Source organism: Mycobacterium saskatchewanense (assembly GCF_010729105.1).
GTDB classification, from domain to species: Bacteria; Actinomycetota; Actinomycetes; order Mycobacteriales; family Mycobacteriaceae; genus Mycobacterium; species Mycobacterium saskatchewanense.
Genome location: NZ_AP022573.1, coordinates 503440 through 525799 on the forward strand (window position 1 = coordinate 503440; position 22360 = coordinate 525799).

The window sequence follows — 22360 nt, forward strand, 5'->3', positions numbered from 1 at the left end:
GGTTGGCCCCTCGGCTGAAGCGGCTCAAGTGATAGCGCCGGTGCTAGCGCTTCCGGGGGCCACAGGCGGCGCCCGAAAGAGGTGACCGCTGTGACGCCTGTGACAGGCGCCCGCGTTAGTCGGGCGCGCCAAAGCCCGGGCGGCGCACGGGCAGGTGTCCCTGGACGCCTTCGGCGTAGGCGGTCTCGGCGTGCTGGGTGAAGTCGACGCCGGTGGTTTCGTCCTCCGGGCTCAACCGGAAGCCCATCAACCGGTCGATCACCTTGGCGAGCGCAAACGACACCGTGAACGCGTAGAGGGCGACCACCACGACCGCGAGCGCCTGCTTGCCCAGCTGGGCGAAGCCGCCCCCGTAGAACAGCCCGCGCGGCCCGGCCGTCATGGCCGCCGTGGCGAGCAACCCGATCAACGACACGCCCACCACCCCGCCGACGAAGTGCACGCCGACCACGTCGAGCGAATCGTCATAGTCGAAGCGGAATTTCGCCGCCACCGCGAACGAGCAGACGATTCCCGCGGCCAGCCCGACCACCGCCGCGCCGAGTGTGTTGACCGTGCCGCAGGACGGGGTGATGGCGACCAGGCCGGCCACCACCCCGGAGGCCGCGCCGAACGTCGTGGGCCTACCGTCACGGATCTGTTCGACCGACAACCAGCCGAGCATCCCGAGGCAGCCGGCGACGAGCGTGTTGAGGAAGATGGCCGCGGCGGTTCCGTTGGCGGCCAGCGCGGAACCGGCGTTGAACCCGAACCAACCGAACCACAGCAGCCCGACACCGAGCAGGACGAGCGGCAGGTTGTGCGGCCGCATGGCGTCCTTCTTGAAACCGATGCGGGGCCCCAGGACCAGCGCCAGGGCCAGGGCCGATGAGCCGGACACGATCTCGACCACCAGGCCGCCCGCGTAGTCGAGCACGCCCAGCTTGGAGAGCCAACCGCCTGGCCCCCATACCCAATGCGCGACAACGGAATACACGACTATGACCCACACCGGCACGAACGCCATCCAGGCGGCGAACTTGGCCCGGTCGGCGATCGCGCCACTGACCAGCGCCGCGGTGATGATCGCGAACGTCAGCTGGAACGTGGCGTACAGCAGTTCGGGGACCGCGCCGTGGCGGGTGTCGGGGTTGATGCCGAGCATCCCGACATGGCTGAGATTGCCGATGAGGCCGCCCGCCCCGTCCTCGGAGAACGCCAGGGTGTAACCGACCAGCAGCCAGGCCACCGTGACCAGCGGTATGGAGATGAAGCTCATCATGATCATGTTCAGGACGCCGGTGGTGCGGACCATGCCGCCGTAGAAGATCGCCAGGCCGGGCGTCATCAGCAGGACCAGGGCGGTGCTGGCCAGGAGCCACGCGGTAGCGGCGGGGTCGATCGCAGGCATCGGGTGAGCTCCTTCCAACAGTGCCGGTAGGTTACCGAAGCGTGACGGCCGGGCAATTGTTAGTCGACCCGGTCGAGGCCGCGCGCCGGCTGCTCGGCGCCACCCTCACCGGCCGGGGGGTGCGGGCCGTCGTCGTGGAGGTCGAGGCCTACGGCGGGGTGCCCGACGGGCCCTGGCCGGACGCCGCCGCGCACTCGTACCGCGGTCGCAGCGGCCGGAATGCGGTCATGTTCGGGCCGCCCGGGCGGCTCTACACCTACCGCAGCCACGGGATCCACGTCTGCGCCAACGTCTCGTGCGGGCCCGACGGGACCGCCGCGGCCGTGTTGCTCCGGGCGGCGGCCCTCGAGGACGGCACCGACGTGGCCCGCGCCCGCCGCGGCGAGCTGGTCCGCACCGCGGCGCTCGCCCGCGGCCCCGGCAACCTGTGCTCGGCCCTGGGAATCACGATGGAGGACAACGGCATTGACCTTTTCGCCGCCGACGGCCCGGTGGCCCTGCAGCTGCACGAACCCCTGACCGCAGCGGCCGGCCCGCGCGTCGGGGTCAGCCAGGCCGCCGACCGGCCGTGGCGGTTGTGGCTCGCGGGGCGACCCGAGGTCTCGGCATACCGGCGCAGTCCCCGTGCGCCCGTACCGGGCGCCAGCGACTGACCCCGTGGCGCCCAACGTCGAGTCATGGCGGCAAAACCCCGACGATCCCCGCCACACGTCGACGCTCGGCGCGGGGCGCCGCTCTGGAAGGATCGACGCCATGATTCTCGACGAGCTCGGCTGGCGCGGGTTGATCGCGCAGTCCACCGACCTCGACGCGCTGGCCGCCGAGGCCCGGCGTGGCCCGCTGACCGTCTACGCCGGCTTCGACCCGACCGCGCCCAGCCTGCACGCCGGGCACCTGGTGCCGCTGCTCGCGCTGCGCCGGTTTCAGCGCGCGGGGCACCGGCCGATCGTGCTGGCCGGCGGGGCCACCGGCATGATCGGCGACCCTCGCGACGTCGGGGAACGCAGCCTCAACGAGGCCGCGACCGTGGCCGACTGGACGGAGAAGATCCGCGGCCAGCTGGAACGCTTCGTCGACTTCGACGAATCGCCGACCGGGGCGATCGTCGTCAACAACCTCGACTGGACGGGCCGGCTGTCGGCGATCGAGTTCCTGCGCGACGTCGGAAAGCACTTCTCGGTCAACGTGATGCTGGACCGCGACACCGTCCGGCGGCGGCTCGAGGGCGAAGGCATCTCCTACACCGAATTCAGCTACATGCTGCTGCAGGCCAACGACTACGTCGAGCTGCACCGCCGGCACGGCTGCGCGCTGCAGATCGGCGGCTCCGACCAGTGGGGCAACATCATCGCGGGCGTCCGCCTGGTCCGCCAGATGCTGGGCGCGTCGGTGCATGCGCTCACGGTGCCGCTGGTCACCGCCGCCGACGGCACCAAGTTCGGCAAGTCCACCGGGGGCGGCAGCCTGTGGCTCGACCCGCAGCTGACGACGCCGTACGCCTGGTACCAGTACTTCGTCAACACCGCCGACGCGGACGTCATCCGGTACCTGCGGTGGTTCACGTTCCTGTCCGCCGACGAGTTGGCCGAGCTGGAACAGGCCACGGCCGAGCGCCCGCAGCAACGCGCCGCCCAGCGCAGGCTGGCCCGCGAGCTGACGGTGCTGGTGCACGGCGAGGCGGCCACCGAGGCCGTAGAGCACGCGAGCCGGGCGCTGTTCGGGCAGGGTGAACTCGACCGCCTGGACGAAGCCACCCTCGCCGCCGCATTGCGCGAGACGTCGGTCGCCGAGCTCAAGCCGGGTGGACCCGACTCGATCGTGGACCTGCTGGTGGCAACGGGCCTTTCCGACAGCCGCAAGGCCGCGCGCCGCACGATCGGCGAGGGCGGCGTGTCGGTCAACAACACCCGCATCGACAGCGACGAATGGGCCCCGCAGCCCGCCGACTTCCTGCACGGCCGGTGGCTGGTGCTGCGCCGCGGCAAGCGCAACATCGCCGGGGTCGAAAAGGTCTGACGCCACACCCGAACGGTGACCGCGTCGTGCCCTCGACGTGACAGTGGGTGGCCAGGGTAGTCACGGTGACTTCCGCGACACGGGTGATGCGGCTGCTGGGTGCGACCGCGTGGGCGGCCGGCGTGACCGCGGCGCTCGCGCCCCCGGTCCACGCCGACCTGATGGGCAACGCGTTCCTGCGGGCGCTGACGAACGCCGGGGTCCCGGTCTCGCAGCCGGACACCACGATGGCGCTGGGGCAACGGGTCTGCCCGCTGCTGGTGGCGCCCGGGGGCTCGTTCGACGCGGTGGTCGCCAGCACGGCCGACGCCGCCGGGATGTCCGAGAGCGCGGCCGGTGCGTTCACGGTCGTCGCGATCGCCACGTATTGCCCGGCGGTGCTGGCGCCGCTGCTGTCCAATCGGCTCCCGGGCTAGATGGTGATGCTGCCGTGGTGGGCGCCCGACACCAGCCCACGACACGGTCAGCGGCCGCCAGGCCGGTCAAGGCCCTCGATTGCCCAACACGGCCTGGGTTTGGGTGACTTGAGCGACTCGCTTGCCGCGATCATCTCTCAAGTCGGTCTGGACGACGATGGTGCTGCGGCCGACGTGCAAGGGGTTGCACGTCGCAGTCACAATGCCGCCGCGGACCGCGCGGAAGAAATTGGTCTTCGACTCGATGGTGGAGGTGCCCGCGCCCTCCGGCAGATTGGCGACCGCGCACAGGGCGCCCACTGTGTCGGCGAAGGCCATGAGCGCCCCGCCGTGCAGAATGCCACCCGCGGTGCACAAATGCTCGGCCCAGGCCATCGTGGCGGTGACTTGCGCGGCGGTCACCTTCTCAACGCCGATCTGCAGCGTGTCAGCGAACGGGAGGTGCGGAATGCCGGCAGTCCGATCTGCAGTGTTCATGCTGTCAGCTTCCACCCGGGCGTGAATCGTGGTGCGGGCGTGCCGACGTCGCGGTCACTGCAGCGCCTCCTTCACGGCCCGCAGCTGGTGCAGCTGCTCGACGAACCCGTCAGGGCCGAGGACCGCGGGCCGGCAGACGATATGCCGAGCCCCGGCGTCGATGAAACCTGCCAGCCGCGCGGTGACAGCGTCGGGTGTGCCCGCGGCGAAAGTCTGGATCTGCTCGACGGTGTCGACGCCGAATCCATAGGTGTTGGTGGCGAAGTGGTCCAGCGCGGCCCGGCCGCCATCGGCATCCTCCGTCACGAGGACGGTGACAAACAACGCGGGCACGACGGCGTCGGCCCCGCGGCCGGTGCCATCGGCGGCGGCGCGCACCTCGCTCAGACCCGACCGATAGCTTTCCGGCACAGGCGGATAGGGGAGCCACCCGTCGTACAACCTGCCGGCACGGGCTCGGGCGCCCGGTGTGTCGCCGGCCAGCCACACCGGCGGCCCGGACGCGTCGAACGGCGTGATGCCGGCCGGGATTTCGTCGAGATGCAGTACGGCCCCGTGAAAGAAGCTGGGCTCCTGGGCTTTCCAGAGCTGACGCCACAGGGCGACGGTGTCGTCGAGGCGCGCGAACCGTCGGCTCCACGCCACCTCCGAGGCGGCGTATTCGACCTCGGACAGCCCCGGGAAGCCCGCGCCGACCGCCACGGTTAACCGTCCGCCCGACAGCCGGTCGATGGAGGCGAGGACCTGCGCGGTCTGCACCGGCCGGCGGAGCGCCGGCTGCAAGGCGGCGGTGCCCAAGGTTATGCGGTCCGTGACCGCGGCCGCGGCCGACAGAAACGTCAGCGCTTCGATGCGGGGCCGCACCAACGAGTCGTTTGCCCACACCGAGTCGAACCCGAGATCTTCGATTGCGCGGGCGAAGTCGAGGAGCCGGCGCAGATCGGCACCGGCCCAGGGTTCGGCGGCCAGGGGCGGCATGACACCGAGGCGGAGTGGCTGATTCACATCGCGATCGTGTCGCCCGTACGGATGGTCGGCAATTCCCTGCAAGGAATAGCGCCCAGAATCGTGGGCGGGTTGACTGTGTGCATGTCCATTGCGACGCAGGCGGACTTCGGCACGGTGCTACGGGATTGGCGCATTCGGCGCCGGCTCAGCCAGATCGACCTGGCCAACGACGCCGGCACCACCCAACGGCACCTGAGCTTTCTGGAGCAGGGCCGATCGGCGCCCCGGCGCGAGATCGTCAGCCGACTGGCCGACTCACTCGGGCTGACACTGCGGCAACGTAACGCGCTGTTGTCGGCGGCGGGCTTCGCTCCGGCGTATCCGGAATCACCGCCCGACGCGCCGCTGCTGCAGCCCGTGCGCGAGGCGCTGCAGCATGTTCTCGACGGCCACCTGCCGTATCCGGCGTTGGTCATGGACGGCTTCGGCGAGTTGGTCGCCGCCAACGCTGCACTGGGAGTGCTGACCGACGGGGTGGCCGGGTCGCTGCTGGAGGCGCCGGTCAACGTGCTGCGCGTCGCGTTGCACCCGGAGGGCATGGCGCCGCGCATCGTGAATCTCGACGACTGGCGGCGCCACATCCTGCACGGCCTGCGCGAACGCGGCCCGCACCCGCGCATCGACGCGCTGACGGAGGAACTCGAGGGTTACGGCCTGCCGGCGCCGGGCGGCCGGCCCGTCGAATCGCTGGGCTTCGCGGTGCCGCTGCACCTGTGCTGCCCCGACGGTGACGTACGGCTGGTGGCGACGATCGCGACGTTCGCCACGGCCCTCGACGTCAGTGTGTCGGAGCTGCGCCTGGAAGCGTTTCTGCCCGCCGACCCGCGGACCGCCGCAACGCTCGCCCGCCGCCACGGCGGCCGTGTCAATTCGACAGCGCAGTCAGGCGGCTGAAGCGACGCGTTGCCGTCCTCATCAACAACGCCGGCGTGGCGCTGTACGACGACCTGCTGGTGGCCACCGGACTGTCCGACAGGCGCACGGCCGCGATCGGCAAGCGCAACGTCCCGGTTTTCGCTTCACGACAACACATCGGCGGGGGGACGGGCGGTGTGTACGACGTAGTCCTCGGGCATGAAGTGGCGGGCGCGCCTGCGATAGTCGAACGTCGCGCTCGGCCATAAGTGGCTGTTGCGCCCGGTGGCATCGCGGTACCAGTTGTCGCAGCCGCCCGCGGTCCAAACGCTGCCTTCGGTGAGTTCGTCCACCGCCTCCACGAACCGCGCCTGGGCCTGCGCCGTCGGCTCGATGGTTGTGGCGCCGCGGTGGGCGGCGTACAGGATCGCGTCGACCACGACATCCATCTGGGACTCCAACATGTGAATCACTGAGGTGTGGGCCAAGCCGATATTGGGTCCGTGCATGAGGTAGACGTTGGGGTAGCCGGCGACCATGGTGCCCAAGTGAGCGCGTGGGCTCCGGCCCCAGGACTGCGCCATGCTGGCGCCGTCCTCGCCATAGATGCGGTCGGTCAGCGGCAGGTGGTCGGTCTTGAAGCCGGTACCGAAGATGATGGCGTCGACTTCGTGCAGTGTCCCGTCATTGTCGACGATCCCGGAAGGGGTGACCTCACGGATGCCGCTCGTGACCACGTCGGCATTCGGCTGGTCAAGCGAGCGCCAGTAGTCGTTGGAGATCAGGACGCGCTTGCACCCGAGGCGGTAAGTCGGCGTCAGCTTGGCCCGCAATTCGGGGTCGGACACCTGGGCGCGGAGGTGCTTGAGGGAGGTCCGCTCGGCCGACTTCATCAGGACGGGATGCCGGAAGGCGAGCACGTTCAGCTCACGTCGGGCATAGATCCGGGCCCGATAGAGCCAGTGCAGTCCGGGCACCTTCTCGAGCAGGCGCTGTTCGGTTGGGCCGATGGCGCGGTCGTGCCGCGGCATGACCCAGGGTGCGCTGCGCTGAAACAACGTGAGTTGTGCGACGTGGGGCTGGATCGCGGGGACGAACTGGATCGCCGAGGCGCCCGTGCCGATCGCGGCCACCCGCTTGCCGCGCAGGTCGAACGAATGGTCCCAGCGGGAGGAGTGGAACACCTTTCCCGCGAAGTGGTCGATGCCAGGCAGGCGGGGCATGGCCGGATCCGCGAGGGCGCCGGTCGCGACCACCATGTGCTCGGCCTCCACCGCGCCCTGTGGCGTCGTCAACCGCCACCTCGCGGCTGAAGCGTCCCAGCGGGCTTCCTCGGCGGGGCAGTTCAGTCGGATGTAGTGCGTCAGCCCGAAGTCGTCGGCCACCCGCTGCAGGTAACCGAAGATCTCCGGCTGCGGAGAGAACATGTGCTGCCATCGTGCGTTGGGGGCGAAGGAGAAGGAGTACAGGTAGCTCTCGACGTCGCATGCGGCGCCGGGATAATCGTTGTCCCGCCACACGCCGCCCACGGCGCCGGCGCGCTCGAGGACGACGATGTCGTCGATGCCGGCTTGGCGCAGGCGGATGGCCGCGCCCAGGCCGGCGAATCCGGATCCGATGATCGCGACTCGCACAACGCGAGCCCCGTTGCGATTCGGCGCGTTCGTCATGGCTTCGACACACCGATCTCGCTCGCCGGAGCGGCACCGCTCGCGCTCAGGATCGGCTGGCCTGCCGCATGTGGTGGGCTTGGCGGCGAGGTCGCCAGCCAGGAGCGGTAGCGGCGCAGCGCGCGGCGTCGGCGTAGTTGGTCGCGAACCATGGCGTAAGCGGGGCGGGTACCTAGCGCGGGTTGCCGCCCGCGGGCGATGCGCCGTAGCTGGTGGCGGACTAGCGCCATGCTGGCTGCCGAGGCCATCGTTTTGTCCGTCCAATTCACGGGCCGCAGCTGGCCGGTCGCTTGCTTGCCCGCGCGCCAGCGGTTCGGCAGGTCAGGGGTTACCGCCAGCGCCGTGCCCATGCCGACCACCGACACACCGTTGGCCAGCGCTGTCTCGGCGGTCGCCCGGCGGGTGATCCCACCGGTGAGCATCAGCGGCAAGGGGCTGGTCTCAGCCAATTCGGCGGCCAATTCCAGGAAGTACGCCTCACGCGCTTGTGTATGTGCATCAGCGGCGCGCCCCGTCATCGCCGGGCTTTCGTAGCTGCCGCCGGAGAGCTCGACAAGGTCGACACCGAGCGGCTCGAGCATGCCGATCACCTGGCGCGCGTCGTCGGCGTCGAAACCCCCGCGCTGGAAATCGGCCGAGTTCAATTTCACCCCGACCGCGAACGACGGTGACACCGCCGAGCGGACCGCCCGCACCACGTCCAGCAGCATCCGGGCCCGATTGTGCAGCGAGCCACCCCACTGATCGATTCGGCGGTTGCTCAGCGGAGAGAGGAATTGCGAAAGAAGGTATCCATGCGCCGCATGCACTTCTACGCCGTCGAATCCCGCTTGCTCGGCACGAACGGCCGCGACCGTAAATCTTTCGACGGTGGCCGCGATCTCTTCGGGGGTCATCGCGACCGGCTGGCCGAAACGCTTGCTGTGCTTGCCCGCGTCAACCCCGATCGCCGAGGGCGCCCACGTCACCCCGGGCATGTCGGCCTGCACTTGGCGCCCTGGGTGATTGATCTGCATCCACATCGCGGAACCGCCGGCCTTGCCGGACGCGGCCCACTGCCGGAACGGCTCCAGTGGCGCCGCAACGTCGAGGACGACGCCTGCGGGGCCCGTCAGCGCCTGCGCGTGGACCATTACGTTGCCCGTGATCAACAGCCCGGCACCACCGGTTCCCCAACGCCGGTATAGCGAAAACAATCGCTCTCCGGGCAGTTGCCCGGAATCTGCCATGTTTTCTTCCATCGCCGCCTTGGCGACCCGGTTGCCCAATATCAGGCCGTTGCGCAGAGTCAACGGCGAAAACAATTCGGTCGACATCGTGAGAGCCTCTCGATCGGATATGATGTGAACACCGCTTACGGTACGGCCGCAATGTAAGCAGTGTCAACATAAGCGAAAGTGATCTATGCCAACCTCGACCGCGCCCTACCACCACGGCGATCTATCGGCCGCGTGCCTGCGCGCCGCGATGGAGCTGCTGGAAGAAGGTGGGGCAACGGAGCTATCACTGCGTGCCGTGGCAAGACGCGCCGGCGTGTCTCCCGGGGCCCCGTATCGCCATTACGCCAACCGCGAGGCTCTGTTGTCCGCGGTCGCGGCGGTGGGCTATCGCGAGCTTGCGGCTCTCTTGGACTCGGCCCAGCGCGCACCGGCGTCGCCGGATGACCTCGCGGACGTTGCGGTCGCCTATGTGCGGTTTGCGTTGGATCGGCCGGCGCTATTTCGAGCGATGTTCGGCGAGCCCTGCGATCAGGGCCGCGAACGGGTTGCGGCTGCGGCGGTGATCTCCGAGTATCTGGGAGCAATCGTGCGACGAATTTTTCCCGACGTCGACGAAGGTGCGATGTCGACCGCCGTCTGGGCACTCGTCCATGGCTTGGCCTTCCTGCATCTGGACGGCAAGCTTGATTCCTCCGATCCCGGTGAAGTGTCGGCTCGCGTGCGCGCTGCGATCAACGCGATGCTCGGAGCGTCCGGCGGCGATTGAGCCTGCCAGCGCCCCGGCTCTGGGCGAGTCGTGTGCCCGATGCTGGTCATGCCGGGCTATGCACCGTCGTCGCCGCCGCGAACTACTGCCCGGCCGTGATCGCGCCGCTGCTGCAGAACCGGCTCATGGCGTACCAGGCCGCGGCGCCCCCGTATCCTCTGCAGCGTGGTCGACGACAGATTCGCGCGCGGGCGAAACGGTGAACGGCGACCGCGCCCCGCGCCCGGCAAGCGGTCGGGGCCGGGCCGCGCGCGGCCGGCCCAGCCGGACGCCTCCGCCGAGCGCGCGCCGCACGACGCGCCCCCGATACCGGCCGGCGTGGAGGCCCGGCAGCTGGCACCCGAGGTCCGGCGTGAGCTGAGCACCCTGGACCGGGCGACGGCCGACGCGGTCGCCCGCCACCTGGTGGCCGCGGGCGAGCTCCTCGACGAGGACCCCGAGGCCGCCCTCGGTCACGCCCGGGCGGCGCGGGCGCGCTCCAGCCGGATCGCCGCGGTCCGCGAGGCCGTCGGGATCGCCGCCTACCGCTGCGGCGACTGGGCCCAGGCGCTGGCCGAGTTCCGCGCCGCACGCCGGATGGGCAGCAAATCGGCGCTGCTGGCGCTGATCGCCGATTGCGAGCGCGGCCTCGGCCGTCCGGAGCGGGCGATCGAGCTGGCCCGTGGCCCGGAGGCGGCCGAGCTCAGCGGCGACGACGCCGATGAGTTACGCATCGTGGCGGCCGGGGCGCGCGCCGATCTGGGACAGCTGGATCAGGCGCTGACCGTCCTCGCGACCCCCCAGCCCGACCCGAGCCGCACCGGCACGACGGCGGCGCGGCTGTTCTACGCCTACGCCGACGCCCTGCTGGCGCTGGGCCGCAAAGACGAAGCGCTGCAATGGTTCCTGCACTCCGCGGCCGCCGACGTCGACGGCGTCACCGACGCCGAGGAACGGGTGGACGAGCTGGGCACGGGGGAATGACCGTGGAAACCGTTGCGCAGCAATATGATTGCCTGCTGATCGACCTCGACGGCACCGTCTTCCGCGGCGCCCAGCCGACCACCGGTGCCGTGCAATCGCTGGACGAGGTGCACAGCCGCAAGCTTTTTGTCACCAACAACGCCTCCCGCAGCGCCGATGAGGTCGCGTCGCACCTGCGCGACCTCGGCTTCACCGCCAGTGGCGACGACGTCGTCACCAGCGCGCAGAGCGCGGCCCACCTGTTGTCGGGGCTGGTACCTGCGGAGTCGCCGGTGCTGATCGTGGGCACAGAGGCGCTGGCCAACGAGATCGCCGCGGTCGGGCTGCGCCCGGTCCGCCGGTACGACGACGACCCCGTCGCCGTCGTGCAGGGCCTCTCGAAGACCATCTGCTGGCCGGATCTGGCCGAGGCGGCGCTGGCCATTCGGGCCGGCGCGCTGTGGGTGGCCGCCAACGTCGACCCCACGCTGCCCACCGAGCGAGGCCTGTTGCCGGGCAACGGGTCTCTGGTGGCCGCGCTTCGGGCGGCCACCGGCGCCGAACCCCGGGTCGCGGGCAAGCCGGCCCCGCAACTGATCAACGACGCGGTGGCCCGAGGTGACTTCCGCGCGCCGCTGGTGGTCGGCGACCGGCTGGACACCGACATCGAAGGCGCCAACGCCGCGCAACTGCCCAGCCTGATGGTGCTGTCCGGGGTCAGTACCGCGCGGGACGCGGTGTATGCCGAACCGGTCCGGCGGCCCACCTACATCGCCCACGATCTGCGGTCGCTGCACGCCGGCGGCGAGTCGCTCGCCGTCGGGCCGCAGCCGAACTGGCGCGTCGATGTGGGCGCCGGGGTGGTGACGGTGCACGGCAACGGCTCCGACGACGGGGACGGGCTGTCGATCGTCCGCGCGGTCGCCAGCGCCGTCTGGGGCGCGGGTCCCGCGGACTCGCCCCCGCGCATCGAGGGGGCCGACGACCGGGCCCGCGAGGCGCTGGGACGCTGGTCGTTGGTGCACGCCGACTGACGGGTGACTAGCGTAGGAGCTCAATGACTATCGATCCCGAAGAGCTGCATGCCGAAATCGAGGCCCTGGTGGCCCGGCTGCCCGACCCCGCCGACCCCGAGAACGGGCCGTCACTCGCCGAGCTCGAAGAGATCGCGCGGCGTCTGTCCGAGGCGCACGACGTGCTGCTGCAGGCGTTGAAGTCGGCGGAGAAGGGCTGAGTGCACGCATGGCACGACGTGCCCGCGTTGACGCCGAGCTGGTTCGGCGCGGTCTGGCGCGGTCCCGTCAGCAGGCGGCCGAATTGATCGGCGCCGGCAAGGTGCGCATCGACGGCATGCCTGCTGTGAAGCCCGCCACCGCCGTGGCGGCCACCGCGGCCCTCACCGTCGCCGAGGACGACGAACGCGGCTGGGTGTCCCGCGGCGCGCACAAACTGATCGGCGCGCTGGACACGTTCGGGATTCCGGTGACGGGCCGGCGCTGCCTGGACGCCGGTGCGTCGACGGGCGGATTCACCGAGGTGCTGCTGGACCGGGGCGCCGCCGAGGTGGTCGCCGCCGACGTAGGGTACGGCCAGCTGGCCTGGTCGCTGCGCAGCGATCCCCGGGTGGTGGTCGTCGAGCGGACCAACGCGCGCCATCTCGCGCCGGAGGCGATCGGCGGGCGCGTCGACCTGGTGGTCGCCGACCTGTCGTTTATCTCGCTGACGGCCGTGCTGCCCGCGCTGATTGGATGTGCTTGGCCCGGTGCGGATATCGTGCCCATGGTGAAGCCGCAGTTCGAGGTGGGCAAGGGCCAGGTCGGCGCCGGTGGTGTGGTCCACGAGGCGGGATTGCGCGCCGGCGCCGTGCTGGGCGTCGCCCGGTACGCGCGGGAGCTGGGCTGGAGCACCGTCGGCGTCACCGCCAGCCCGCTGCCGGGTCCCTCGGGCAATGTCGAATACTTCCTGTGGCTGCGCGCCCAGACGGATCGGGGGCTATCGGATGAGGGGCTGGAGGACGCGGTGCGCGACGCGGTAAAGGCCGGCCCGCAGTGACTCGTACCGTGCTGCTGGTGGTCCACACCGGCCGCGACGAAGCCACCGAGACCGCGCGGCGGGTCCAAAAAGTGCTGGGCGACAACGGTATCGGTCTCCGGGTGCTCTCTGCCGAAGCGGTCGACAGAGGACCGCTGTACATGTCGCCCGGCGACGTGCGGGCCATGGGCATCGAAATCGAGGTGGTCGACGCCGACCCGCGCGCCGCCGAGGGGTGCGAACTGGTCCTGGTGCTCGGCGGTGACGGAACCTTCCTGCGGGCCGCCGAATTGGCCCGCAACGTCGGCATTCCCGTTCTCGGCGTCAACCTCGGCCGCATCGGATTCCTCGCCGAGGCCGAGGCGGAGGCCATCGATCGCGTGCTGGAGCATGTCGTCACCCGCGACTACCGGGTGGAGGACCGGCTGACCCTGGACGTGGTCGTGCGCAAGGGCGACCAGATCATCCAGCAGGGGTGGGCGGTCAACGAGGCGAGCCTCGAAAAAGGTCCCCGGCTGGGGGTCCTCGGCGTGGTGGTGGAGATCGAAGGGCGGCCGGTGTCGTCGTTCGGCTGCGACGGGGTGTTGATCTCGACTCCCACCGGTTCCACCGCCTACGCGTTCTCGGCCGGCGGCCCGGTGCTGTGGCCGGACCTCGAGGCAATCCTGGTGGTGCCCAACAACGCTCACGCTCTATTCAGCCGGCCTATGGTGACCAGCCCCGACGCCACCGTCGCCGTCGAGATCGAGGGCGACGGGCACGACGCCCTGGTGTTCTGCGATGGCCGTCGCGAGATGCTGTTGCCCGCCGGCGGCCGGCTCGAGGTGAGACGTTGTGGCACACCGGTGAAATGGGCGCGCCTGGACAGCGCGCCGTTCACGGACCGCCTGGTGCGCAAATTCCGGTTGCCGGTGACCGGGTGGCGCGGGAAGTAACGGCGTCACCCAGGTGCTGACGGAAATCCGCATCGAGTCGCTGGGTGCGATCAGTGCCGCGGTCGGGGAGTTCGGCCGCGGCCTCACCGTGCTGACCGGCGAGACCGGTGCCGGCAAGACCATGGTGGTGACCGGCCTGCACCTGCTCGGCGGCGCCCGCGCCGACGCCACCCGCGTGCGGTCGGGCGCCGACCGCGCTGTCGTCGAAGGCCGTTTCACCACAACGGATCTCGATGAGGCCATGTGCGCGCAACTGGACGAGATGCTGGAGGCGTCGGGGGCCGAGCGCGACGAGGACGGCAGCGTCATCGCGTTGCGCTCGGTCAGCCGGGACGGGCCGTCACGGGCATACCTCGGCGGACGCAGCGTGCCCGCCAAGTCGCTCGGCGATTTCACCACCGAGCTGCTCACCCTCCACGGGCAGAACGACCAACTGCGCCTGATGCGCCCGGAGGAGCAGCGCGGCGCCCTGGACCGGTTCGCCGGCACCGCCGCGGCGCTCGAGCGCTACCGCAAGCTGCGCGACGCGTGGCTCACGGCGCGGGGCGACCTCGTCGACCGCCGCAACCGCGCGCGGGAGCTGGCCCAGGAGGCCGACCGACTCAAGTTCGCGCTCAACGAGATCGACACCGTCGATCCCCGACCGGGGGAGGACGACGCGCTGGTCGCCGACATCCTGCGGCTCTCCGAACTCGACACGCTGCGCGAGGCCGCTGCCAGCGCCCGAGAGGCGTTGTCGGCGGAGGATCCGGACGAATCCGCCCCGGGCGCCGCCGACTGCGTGGGCCGGGGCAGGGCGGCGCTCGAATCCACCGACGACGCCACGCTGCGGTCGTTGGCCGCACAGCTCGACGAGGCGCTGACGGTGATCAACGAGGTGGCGCGCGAACTCGGCGGCTTCCTGGACGAACTCCCGGTCGACGCCAGCGCGCTGGAGTCCAAGCTGGCCCGTCAGGCCGAGCTGCGCACCCTGACCCGTAAGTACGCCTCGGACATCGACGGGGTGCTGCGGTGGGCCGACGAGTCACGGCAACGGCTGGCGCAACTCGACGTGTCCGAGGAGGGCCTGGCGGCGCTGGAGCGACGGGTCGACGAACTGGCGCACGAATTGGCCGATGCAGCAACCGATTTGAGCAGTAGGCGACGCAAGGCGGCCAAACGGCTGGCCAAGGAGGTGACCGCGGAGCTCGGTGGGCTCGCGATGGCCAACGCCGAGTTCACGATCGACGTGACCATCGACCAGGCCGCCGACCGGGACGATCCCGCCGCGCTGGCGCTTCCCTCCGGCGAGCTGGCCCGCGCCGGCGCGGACGGCATCGACCAGGTCGAGTTCGGGTTCGCCGCCCACCGCGGGATGACGGTCCTACCGCTGGCGAAGAGCGCGTCCGGTGGCGAATTGTCGCGGGTGATGCTGGCGCTCGAAGTGGTACTGGCAGCCTCGGCGGCCGGCACCACGATGGTGTTCGACGAGGTGGACGCCGGCGTCGGTGGCCGGGCGGCGGTGCAGATCGGGCGGCGCCTGGCCCGTCTCGCCCGCACTCACCAGGTCATTGTGGTCACGCACCTGCCCCAGGTGGCCGCCTACGCCGACGTGCATCTGGTGGTGCACAGCGCCGGCCCCAGGGGGACCAGCGTGGTGCGACGGGTGACCGACGACGACCGGGTCGCCGAGCTGGCGCGGATGCTGGCCGGGCTGGGCGACTCCGACACCGGCCGCGCGCACGCCCGGGAGCTGCTCGACGCGGCCCAGAGCGAGAAGGCGTGAGGCGCCCCGCCGTCCCACCGCGAGCGACCGTGTCTGCACTGCGACACGCCGCATAACCCGTACCTAGGCGGTCGCTCGCGCGACCGGCGCTATGCGCACCCGAGACCAACTTGTGACTGGTGTGAATATAGGTAACTTCTGTGGCAGATGTTACGGCGCGCCTCCGCGGTGAACGCCGCCCTGCCCGACAGAATCGAGCGTCATGAAGATGTCAGGTCTCCTGTCCCGTAATACGTCTCGGCCGGGCCTAGTGGGCACCGCCCGGGTTGACCGCAACATCGACCGACTGCTGCGCAGGGTGTGCCCCGGCGACATCGTGGTGCTCGACGTCCTCGACCTGGACCGCATCACCGCCGACGCGCTGGTCGAAGCCGACATCGCCGCGGTCGTCAACGCGTCACCGTCCGTGTCGGGCCGCTACCCCAACATGGGACCGGAGGTGCTCGTCAACAACGGGGTCACCCTGATCGACGAGACCGGACCTGACATCTTCAAGAAGGTCAAGGACGGTTCGAAGATTCGGCTGCACGAGGGCGGCGTCTACTCCGGAGACCGTCGCCTGGTCCGCGGCACCGAGCGCACCGACCACGACATCGCCGACCTGATGCGCGAGGCCAAGAGCGGTCTCGCGGCCCACCTGGAGGCGTTCGCCGGCAACACGATCGAGTTCATCAAGAGCGAGAGCCCGCTGTTGATCGACGGCATCGGCATCCCCGACATCGATGTGGACCTGCGCCGCCGGCACGTGGTTCTCGTCGCCGACGAGCCCGGGGCCGAGGAGGAGCTGAAGTCCCTCAAGCCGTTCATCAAGGAGTACCAGCCGGTGCTCATCGGGGTGGACAGCGGCGCAGATGTGTTGCGCAAGGCGGGTTATCGCCCGCAGATCATCGTCGGCGACCCGGACCACATCAGCACCGAGGCCCTCAAGTGCGGCGCCCACGTCGTGCTGCCGGCCGACGCCGACGGCCACGCGCCGGGGCTGGAACGCATCCAGGACCTGGGAGTCGGCGCCATGACCTTCCCGGCCGCTGGCTCGGCGATGGACCTCGCCCTTCTGCTGGCCGATCACCACGGCGCGGCCCTGCTCGTGACGGCCGGCGACCGGGCCAACATCGAGACGTTCTTCGACCGCACGCGTGCGCAGAGCAACCCGTCGACCTTTCTCACCAGGCTGCGGGTGGGGGAGAAGGTAGTGGACGCCAAGGCCGTTGCCACGCTGTACCGCAACCACATCTCCGGGGGCGCCATCGCGCTGCTGGCGCTCACCATGCTGATCGCCGTCATCGTCGCCCTCTGGGTCTCCCGCACCGACGGCCTGGTGCTGCATTGGGTCGTCGACTACTGGAACCGCTTCTCCCTGTGGGTGCAGCACTTGATCACGTAGTTTTCACGCTCATCGAGGACGTGCACTCATGATTTCGTTACGCCAACACGCGCTCTCGCTCGCCGCCGTCTTCCTGGCGCTGGCAGTGGGGGTCGTCCTGGGGTCCGGCTTCCTGTCCGACACCCTGCTGTCCGGCCTGCGTGCCGAGAAGCGGGACCTCTACTCGCAGATCAATCGGCTCAACGATCAGAAGAACGTCCTGAACGAAAAGCTCAGCGCGGCAAACAACTTCGACGCCCAATTGGCCGGCCGGATCGTGCACGACGCGCTGGCCGGCAAGTCGGTGGTCGTGTTCCGCACCCCGGACGCGCAAGACGACGACGTCGCCGCGGTCTCGAAGTTCATCGGCCAGGGCGGGGGCACGGTCACCGGAACGGTCTCGCTGACGCAGGAGTTCGTCGACGCCAACTCCGCCGAGAAGCTGCGGACCGTGGTCAACTCGTCGGTGCTGCCGGCCGGTCAGCAGCTGAGCACCAAACTGGTCGACCAGGGGTCTCAGGCCGGTGACCTGATGGGCATCGCCTTGCTCATCAACACCAACCCGGCCATCCCGCCCGTCGACGATACGCAGCGCGACACCGTGCTCGCCGCGCTGCGCGAGACCGGCTTCGTGACGTTCCAGCCGGCCGATCACATGGGGGCGGCGAACGCGGCCGTGATCATCACCGGCGGGTCGCTGCCGCAGGACGCCGGCAACCAGGGCGTCAGCGTGGCCCGGTTCGCGGCGGCACTCGCGCCGCACGGCTCGGGCGCCCTGCTCGCCGGCCGCGACGGTTCGGCGACGGGGGGCGCCGCGGTGGCGGTGGCCCGCGCCGACGCCGGCATCGCGTCGGCGATCAGCACGGTCGACGACGTCGACGCCGCGCCCGGGCGGATCACCGCCGTGCTGGGCCTGCACGACCTGGTCAACGGCGGTCACCTCGGGCAGTACGGGACCGGTCACGGCGCCACGTCGATCACCGTGCCGCAATAGACCCGCAACAGCCCCTCCATCGGCGACCCGTCGGGCGTGTTCGCGGCAGTCGGCGCCGCCGGATGTTAGGGTGGGTTTCCGTGGGTCGGCAGGCCCAGCTGATAGCGGGATCATCAGTCCAAGTGGTTTTTCAAGCCCTGCCCGTCTTCACGGAGGTCGCTCATTGCGTAGGCATCCGCAGACCGCCACCAAGCACCTCTTCGTCAGCGGTGGCGTGGCTTCCTCGCTCGGCAAAGGGCTGACCGCAAGTAGCCTCGGACAGCTGTTGACCGCCCGGGGACTGCGGGTGACGATGCAAAAACTCGACCCGTACCTCAATGTCGATCCCGGCACCATGAACCCGTTCCAGCATGGCGAGGTCTTCGTCACCGAGGACGGCGCCGAAACGGACCTCGACGTGGGTCACTACGAGCGATTCCTCGACCGCGACCTGTCGGGTTCGGCGAATGTCACGACCGGGCAGGTGTATTCGACGGTCATCGCCAAGGAACGGCGCGGCGAATACCTCGGTGACACCGTGCAGGTGATCCCGCACATCACCGACGAGATCAAGAGCCGCATCCTGGCCATGGCCGAACCCGACGCCAACGGCCGGCGCCCCGACGTCGTGATCACCGAGATCGGCGGCACGGTCGGCGACATCGAGTCGCAGCCGTTCCTGGAAGCCGCGCGACAGGTCCGCCACGACCTCGGGCGCGAAAACGTGTTCTTCCTGCACGTGTCGCTGGTGCCGTACCTGGCGCCCTCGGGGGAGCTCAAGACCAAGCCCACCCAGCATTCGGTGGCCGCGTTGCGCAGTATCGGTATCACCCCGGACGCGCTCATTCTGCGCAGCGACCGCAACGTCCCGGAGGCGTTGAAGAACAAGATCGCGCTGATGTGTGACGTGGACATCGACGGCGTCATCTCCACTCCGGACGCGCCCTCGATCTACGACATTCCCAAGGTGCTGCACCGCGAGGAGCTCGACGCGTTCGTGGTGCGCCGGCTGAACCTGCCGTTCCGCGACGTCGACTGGACGGAGTGGGACGACCTGCTGCGCCGCGTGCACGAGCCGCACGAGACGGTGCGAATTGCTTTGGTGGGCAAGTATGTTGACCTGTCGGATGCCTACCTGTCGGTGACCGAGGCGTTGCGCGCCGGTGGGTTCAAGCACCACGCGAAGGTCGAGATGGTGTGGGTGCCTTCCGATGACTGCGAGAGCGCCGCCGGTGCGACGTCGGCGCTCGGCGACGTGCACGGCGTGCTGATCCCGGGCGGTTTCGGCATCCGCGGCATCGAGGGCAAGATCGGCGCCGTCCGGCACGCGCGAGCACGGGGGTTGCCCGTGCTCGGGCTGTGCCTGGGCCTGCAGTGCATCGTCATCGAGGCGGCGCGTTCGGCTGGCCTGACCGAGGCGAGTTCGGCCGAATTCGACCCGCAGACACCGGATCCCGTCATCTCCACGATGGCCGATCAGCTCGACATCGTCGCCGGCCAGGCCGACCTCGGCGGCACCATGCGGCTGGGGGCGTACCCGGCGGTGCTGGAGCCGGGCTCGATTGTGGCGCAGGCTTACGGGGCGACTCAGGTGTCCGAGCGGCACCGCCATCGCTACGAGGTCAACAACGCCTACCGGGAGAAGATCGCCGAGAGCGGCCTGAGGTTCTCCGGCACCTCGCCCGACGGCCACCTGGTCGAATTCGTCGAATACCCGCCCGAGATCCACCCGTTCATCGTCGGCACCCAGGCCCACCCGGAGCTGAAGAGCCGGCCCACCCGGCCGCACCCACTGTTCGTCGCGTTCGTCGGGGCGGCCATCGATTACAAGGCCGGCGAGCTGTTGCCGATGGACATCTCCGAGCACTCGGCCAACGGCAACCATCAGGACGACGCTCAGCGGCTATCTGCGCCCGCGGCCCGTGGCTGAGCACGTCTTCGAGACGACCTCGTCCGAAACCCTATACACCGGAAAGATTTTCGCGCTGCGCCGCGATCACGTCCGGATGCCGGGCGACACCGTCGCGGTGCGCGAGGTTGTCGAGCACTTCGGCGCGGTTGCCATCGTGGCGATGGACGACGACGGCAACATCCCGCTGATCTACCAATACCGGCATCCCCTCGGCCGCCGGCTGTGGGAGCTGCCCGCCGGATTGCTCGACGTCGACGGCGAACCACCGCACCGGACGGCCGCCCGCGAACTCGAGGAGGAGGCCGGCCTGCGGGCGGTGACCTGGCAGGTGCTCGTCGACCTGGACTCCACGCCGGGGTTCAGCGACGAATCGGTGCGCGTGTACCTGGCCACCGGGCTCAGCGAGATCGGCCGGCCGGAGGGCGAGCACGAGGAGGCCGACCTGACGGTGCACTGGTACCCGCTCGCGGACGCCGTGCGCCGGGTGTTCACCGGCGAGATCGTCAACGCCATGGCCGTCGCCGGGATCCTGGCCGCCCACGCCGTCAGCCACGGATTCGCGCAGCCGCGCCCGCTGGAGAGCCCGTGGACCGACCGGCCGCGATCGTTTGCCGCGCGGAGGTCCGCGCCTTGACGACGGTGGCGCTGGAGACCCAACTTCAGGGCTACCTCGACCACCTGACGATCGAGCGGGGCGTGGCGAAGAACACGCTCAGCTCCTATCGGCGCGACCTGCTCCGCTACAGCAAGCACCTGTCGGACCGCGGAATTCACGACCTGGCCAAGGTGGGCGAAGACGACGTCAGCGACTTCCTGGTGGCGCTGCGCCGCGGCGATCCCGATTCGGGGGCCTCGGCACTGTCGGCGGTGTCCGCGGCGCGGGCGCTGATCGCGGTGCGCGGACTGCATCGGTTCGCCGCCGCTGAGGGGCTCACCGAACTCGACGTGGCCCGCGCCGTGCGGCCGCCGACGCCGGGCAGGCGACTGCCCAAGAGCCTGACCATCGACGAAGTGCTGGCCTTGCTGGAGGCCGCGGGCGGCGACAGCCCGTCTGACGGCCCGCTGACCCTGCGCAACCGGGCCCTGCTGGAGCTGTTGTACTCGACCGGGTCACGCATCTCGGAGGCCGTCGGCCTCGACGTCGACGACATCGACACGGAAGCCAGGTCGGTGCTGCTGCGTGGCAAGGGCGGCAAGCAGCGGCTGGTGCCGGTGGGGCGTCCCGCCGTGCAGGCGCTGGACGCCTACCTGGTGCGGGGCCGCCCCGATCTGGCGCGTCGGGGACGAGGAACGCCGGCGATCTTCCTCAATGTCCGCGGCGGACGGCTGTCGCGGCAGAGCGCATGGCAGGTGCTGCAGGACGCCGCCGACCGCGCCGGCATCACCTCGGGGGTGTCGCCGCACATGCTGCGGCATTCGTTCGCCACGCACCTGCTCGAGGGCGGCGCCGACGTCCGGGTCGTCCAGGAGTTGTTGGGGCACGCTTCGGTGACGACGACGCAGATCTACACGCTGGTCACCGTGCACGCGTTGCGCGAGGTGTGGGCCGGAGCCCACCCGCGGGCGACGTGATTTCTTGCCGCCGAACGCCCCAGCTTCCTGCCACCGAACGTCGAGTTGTTGCGGCGTTGGGCCGCGTTTCTCGATATCAAGTCGACGCTCGGCGCAGAGGCGGCGTCAGCCCAGGTGCTCCGACTCCAGCACCAGGTCCGACAGCAACGACTGGTACTCGAGGTGCGCCTTGTGCTCGACGGTGTTCCACTGCTTGCCCTGCTCCTGACGCATGTACTCGCGATACTTCGGCGCGCCGGGGACCCGCACGTTGTCGGCGACCACGATGGCGCCCGGCCGCAGCCAGCCGCGGGCCATGATGCTCTTGAGGTCGTCCAGGTAGGCGTCCTTGTCGTGATCGAGGAAGACGAAATCCAGTGCGCCCGTCTCGAGTCCGTGCTCGTCGGCGAGGCTGTCCAGGGTGCGCCCGCCGTCGCCGATGGTCCCGACGACGCACGTCACGCGGTCGGCGACGCCGGCGTGCGCCCAGATCCGGCGGGCGTTGGCGGCGTTGGCCTCGGCGAGTTCGACGGAGAACACCTTGGCGGCGGGGGCGGCCTGGGCGATGCGCAGCGCGCCGTACCCGCAGTAGGTGCCCAGCTCGAGCGCGACCGCCGGGTTGGCGCGCCGGACGGCGGCGTCGAGGATCAGCCCCTTCTCGTCGCCGACGTTGATCAGCATCGACTTCTCGTAGGCGAACTTGTCGATGGTGGCCAACACGTGGCCGATGTCGCCCGCGCGGGCGTTCTTCAGGACGAAGTCGACGGCGGCGGCTTCGCGGCCGTCACCGATCTGGCCCGTGGTGGTGATGTTGTGGTTGCCGGCGGCCAGCCGCCAGACCGACCACCGCAGCAGCGGCATGCGACGCTTGAGATCCATGATGGCAACGATAGTGCCGGTTTTCGGGCCGCCCTCGTGGCCGGTAGCTGGTGCTGATGTGACTGCTGTTACCAGTGCGGCAAAAGGTGTCTCTCACCAGCGGAAATCGATGGTATTCGCTGGTGAAACGCCCTGCGGGTCGCCCGGGCCAGCAGCGTCGAGCCGTTAGACTTTCCCCCGATGTTCACCTC

At 70.0% G+C, this 22360-nt stretch carries 22 protein-coding genes; 16 read left to right on the forward strand and 6 right to left on the reverse strand.

Features of this window, described 5'->3' with window-relative positions; translation table 11 throughout:
• Positions 1 to 115: 115 nt before the first annotated feature.
• Positions 116 to 1390: an ammonium transporter gene (locus tag G6N56_RS02240; RefSeq protein WP_085256875.1), complete on the reverse strand. Its 1275-nt coding sequence runs from the start codon at positions 1388 to 1390 to the stop codon at positions 116 to 118.
• A 41-nt stretch (positions 1391 to 1431) separates the two neighbouring features.
• Here G6N56_RS02240 and G6N56_RS02245 point away from each other — a divergent pair, with 41 nt between their 5' ends.
• From G6N56_RS02245 to G6N56_RS02255, 3 genes are all read left to right on the forward strand, one after another.
• On the forward strand, positions 1432 to 2043 hold the full coding sequence (locus G6N56_RS02245; protein WP_085256874.1) for a DNA-3-methyladenine glycosylase: 612 nt from the start codon (positions 1432 to 1434) through the stop codon (positions 2041 to 2043).
• Positions 2044 to 2134: 91 nt separating this feature from the next.
• The gene (gene tyrS, locus G6N56_RS02250; protein ID WP_142280710.1) at positions 2135 to 3406 is read left to right on the forward strand and encodes a tyrosine--tRNA ligase; all 1272 of its coding nucleotides are present in this window, start codon (positions 2135 to 2137) and stop codon (positions 3404 to 3406) included.
• A gap of 86 nt (positions 3407 to 3492) precedes the next feature.
• Positions 3493 to 3822: a DUF732 domain-containing protein gene (locus G6N56_RS02255; protein ID WP_085256930.1), complete on the forward strand. Its 330-nt coding sequence runs from the start codon at positions 3493 to 3495 to the stop codon at positions 3820 to 3822.
• 66 nt (positions 3823 to 3888) lie between these two features.
• Here the strand turns inward: G6N56_RS02255 and G6N56_RS02260 are convergent, their stop codons facing one another.
• Together G6N56_RS02260 and G6N56_RS02265 are read right to left on the reverse strand one after the other, a co-directional pair.
• On the reverse strand, positions 3889 to 4299 hold the full coding sequence (locus G6N56_RS02260; protein WP_085256929.1) for a PaaI family thioesterase: 411 nt from the start codon (positions 4297 to 4299) through the stop codon (positions 3889 to 3891).
• A 54-nt stretch (positions 4300 to 4353) separates the two neighbouring features.
• Positions 4354 to 5304, reverse strand: coding sequence for an LLM class flavin-dependent oxidoreductase (locus G6N56_RS02265; RefSeq protein WP_232069190.1), 951 nt, complete (start codon positions 5302 to 5304; stop codon positions 4354 to 4356).
• A gap of 84 nt (positions 5305 to 5388) precedes the next feature.
• On the opposite strand from G6N56_RS02265, the gene G6N56_RS02270 reads away from it, so the two are divergent.
• A complete protein-coding gene (locus G6N56_RS02270) occupies positions 5389 to 6201 on the forward strand; it encodes a helix-turn-helix domain-containing protein (protein ID WP_085256872.1) in 813 nt (270 codons plus the stop codon).
• A 125-nt stretch (positions 6202 to 6326) separates the two neighbouring features.
• Here G6N56_RS02270 and G6N56_RS02275 read toward each other — a convergent pair whose 3' ends face one another.
• On the reverse strand, positions 6327 to 7796 hold the full coding sequence (locus tag G6N56_RS02275) for a flavin-containing monooxygenase (RefSeq protein WP_232069191.1): 1470 nt from the start codon (positions 7794 to 7796) through the stop codon (positions 6327 to 6329).
• Positions 7797 to 7828: 32 nt separating this feature from the next.
• Entirely contained in the window at positions 7829 to 9148 is a 1320-nt protein-coding gene (locus G6N56_RS02280) for an NADH:flavin oxidoreductase/NADH oxidase family protein (RefSeq protein ID WP_085256870.1), read from the reverse strand.
• An 88-nt stretch (positions 9149 to 9236) separates the two neighbouring features.
• On the opposite strand from G6N56_RS02280, the gene G6N56_RS02285 reads away from it, so the two are divergent.
• From G6N56_RS02285 to xerD, 12 genes are all read left to right on the forward strand, one after another.
• Positions 9237 to 9818, forward strand: a complete 582-nt coding sequence (locus G6N56_RS02285; RefSeq protein ID WP_085256869.1) for a TetR/AcrR family transcriptional regulator — start codon at positions 9237 to 9239, stop codon at positions 9816 to 9818.
• A gap of 165 nt (positions 9819 to 9983) precedes the next feature.
• The gene (locus G6N56_RS02290; protein WP_142280700.1) at positions 9984 to 10781 is read left to right on the forward strand and encodes a tetratricopeptide repeat protein; all 798 of its coding nucleotides are present in this window, start codon (positions 9984 to 9986) and stop codon (positions 10779 to 10781) included.
• Positions 10778 to 11794, forward strand: a complete 1017-nt coding sequence (locus G6N56_RS02295) for an HAD-IIA family hydrolase (RefSeq protein WP_408632655.1) — start codon at positions 10778 to 10780, stop codon at positions 11792 to 11794. The genes G6N56_RS02290 and G6N56_RS02295 overlap by 4 nt, the downstream gene beginning before the upstream one ends.
• Positions 11795 to 11817: 23 nt before the next feature.
• Positions 11818 to 11994, forward strand: a complete 177-nt coding sequence (locus G6N56_RS02300) for a hypothetical protein (protein ID WP_142280699.1) — start codon at positions 11818 to 11820, stop codon at positions 11992 to 11994.
• A gap of 8 nt (positions 11995 to 12002) precedes the next feature.
• A complete protein-coding gene (locus G6N56_RS02305) occupies positions 12003 to 12812 on the forward strand; it encodes a TlyA family RNA methyltransferase (RefSeq protein ID WP_085256867.1) in 810 nt (269 codons plus the stop codon).
• Complete coding sequence (locus tag G6N56_RS02310) at positions 12809 to 13726, forward strand: NAD kinase (protein WP_142280698.1); 918 nt, start codon at positions 12809 to 12811, stop codon at positions 13724 to 13726. Before G6N56_RS02305 ends, G6N56_RS02310 begins: the two co-directional genes overlap by 4 nt.
• Before the next feature lie 13 nt (positions 13727 to 13739).
• Positions 13740 to 15491 carry a DNA repair protein RecN gene (recN, locus tag G6N56_RS02315; RefSeq protein WP_085256866.1) on the forward strand — a complete coding sequence of 584 codons (1752 nt, stop codon included), beginning with the start codon at positions 13740 to 13742 and terminating at the stop codon, positions 15489 to 15491.
• A gap of 202 nt (positions 15492 to 15693) precedes the next feature.
• Entirely contained in the window at positions 15694 to 16875 is a 1182-nt protein-coding gene (steA, locus tag G6N56_RS02320) for a putative cytokinetic ring protein SteA (RefSeq protein WP_085256865.1), read from the forward strand.
• A gap of 28 nt (positions 16876 to 16903) precedes the next feature.
• The gene (locus tag G6N56_RS02325; protein WP_085256864.1) at positions 16904 to 17848 is read left to right on the forward strand and encodes a copper transporter; all 945 of its coding nucleotides are present in this window, start codon (positions 16904 to 16906) and stop codon (positions 17846 to 17848) included.
• Between the two features lie 163 nt (positions 17849 to 18011).
• A complete protein-coding gene (locus G6N56_RS02330) occupies positions 18012 to 19757 on the forward strand; it encodes a CTP synthase (RefSeq protein WP_085256863.1) in 1746 nt (581 codons plus the stop codon).
• On the forward strand, positions 19750 to 20373 hold the full coding sequence (locus tag G6N56_RS02335; RefSeq protein ID WP_085256862.1) for an NUDIX domain-containing protein: 624 nt from the start codon (positions 19750 to 19752) through the stop codon (positions 20371 to 20373). The genes G6N56_RS02330 and G6N56_RS02335 overlap by 8 nt, the downstream gene beginning before the upstream one ends.
• Positions 20370 to 21311 (forward strand): site-specific tyrosine recombinase XerD, encoded by a 942-nt coding sequence (xerD, locus tag G6N56_RS02340; RefSeq protein ID WP_085256925.1) that lies wholly within the window; start codon positions 20370 to 20372, stop codon positions 21309 to 21311. Before G6N56_RS02335 ends, xerD begins: the two co-directional genes overlap by 4 nt.
• A gap of 105 nt (positions 21312 to 21416) precedes the next feature.
• Here the strand turns inward: xerD and G6N56_RS02345 are convergent, their stop codons facing one another.
• Positions 21417 to 22169 carry an O-methyltransferase gene (locus G6N56_RS02345; protein ID WP_085256861.1) on the reverse strand — a complete coding sequence of 251 codons (753 nt, stop codon included), beginning with the start codon at positions 22167 to 22169 and terminating at the stop codon, positions 21417 to 21419.
• Positions 22170 to 22360: the final 191 nt, after the last annotated feature.

What these genes read in the sequence shown, in the direction of transcription:
- G6N56_RS02255 (WP_085256930.1), top strand. Translation starts at nt 3,493, where the DNA reads ATGCGGCTGCTGGGTGCGACCGCGTGGGCGGCCGGCGTGACCGCGGCG.
- G6N56_RS02240 (WP_085256875.1), bottom strand. Translation starts at nt 1,390, where the DNA reads ATGCCTGCGATCGACCCCGCCGCTACCGCGTGGCTCCTGGCCAGCACC.
- G6N56_RS02305 (WP_085256867.1), top strand. Translation starts at nt 12,003, where the DNA reads ATGGCACGACGTGCCCGCGTTGACGCCGAGCTGGTTCGGCGCGGTCTG.
- steA (WP_085256865.1), top strand. Translation starts at nt 15,694, where the DNA reads ATGAAGATGTCAGGTCTCCTGTCCCGTAATACGTCTCGGCCGGGCCTA.
- G6N56_RS02325 (WP_085256864.1), top strand. Translation starts at nt 16,904, where the DNA reads ATGATTTCGTTACGCCAACACGCGCTCTCGCTCGCCGCCGTCTTCCTG.
- G6N56_RS02295 (WP_408632655.1), top strand. Translation starts at nt 10,778, where the DNA reads ATGACCGTGGAAACCGTTGCGCAGCAATATGATTGCCTGCTGATCGAC.
- G6N56_RS02260 (WP_085256929.1), bottom strand. Translation starts at nt 4,299, where the DNA reads ATGAACACTGCAGATCGGACTGCCGGCATTCCGCACCTCCCGTTCGCT.
- G6N56_RS02345 (WP_085256861.1), bottom strand. Translation starts at nt 22,169, where the DNA reads ATGGATCTCAAGCGTCGCATGCCGCTGCTGCGGTGGTCGGTCTGGCGG.
- G6N56_RS02280 (WP_085256870.1), bottom strand. Translation starts at nt 9,148, where the DNA reads ATGTCGACCGAATTGTTTTCGCCGTTGACTCTGCGCAACGGCCTGATA.
- G6N56_RS02300 (WP_142280699.1), top strand. Translation starts at nt 11,818, where the DNA reads ATGACTATCGATCCCGAAGAGCTGCATGCCGAAATCGAGGCCCTGGTG.
- G6N56_RS02270 (WP_085256872.1), top strand. Translation starts at nt 5,389, where the DNA reads ATGTCCATTGCGACGCAGGCGGACTTCGGCACGGTGCTACGGGATTGG.
- G6N56_RS02285 (WP_085256869.1), top strand. Translation starts at nt 9,237, where the DNA reads ATGCCAACCTCGACCGCGCCCTACCACCACGGCGATCTATCGGCCGCG.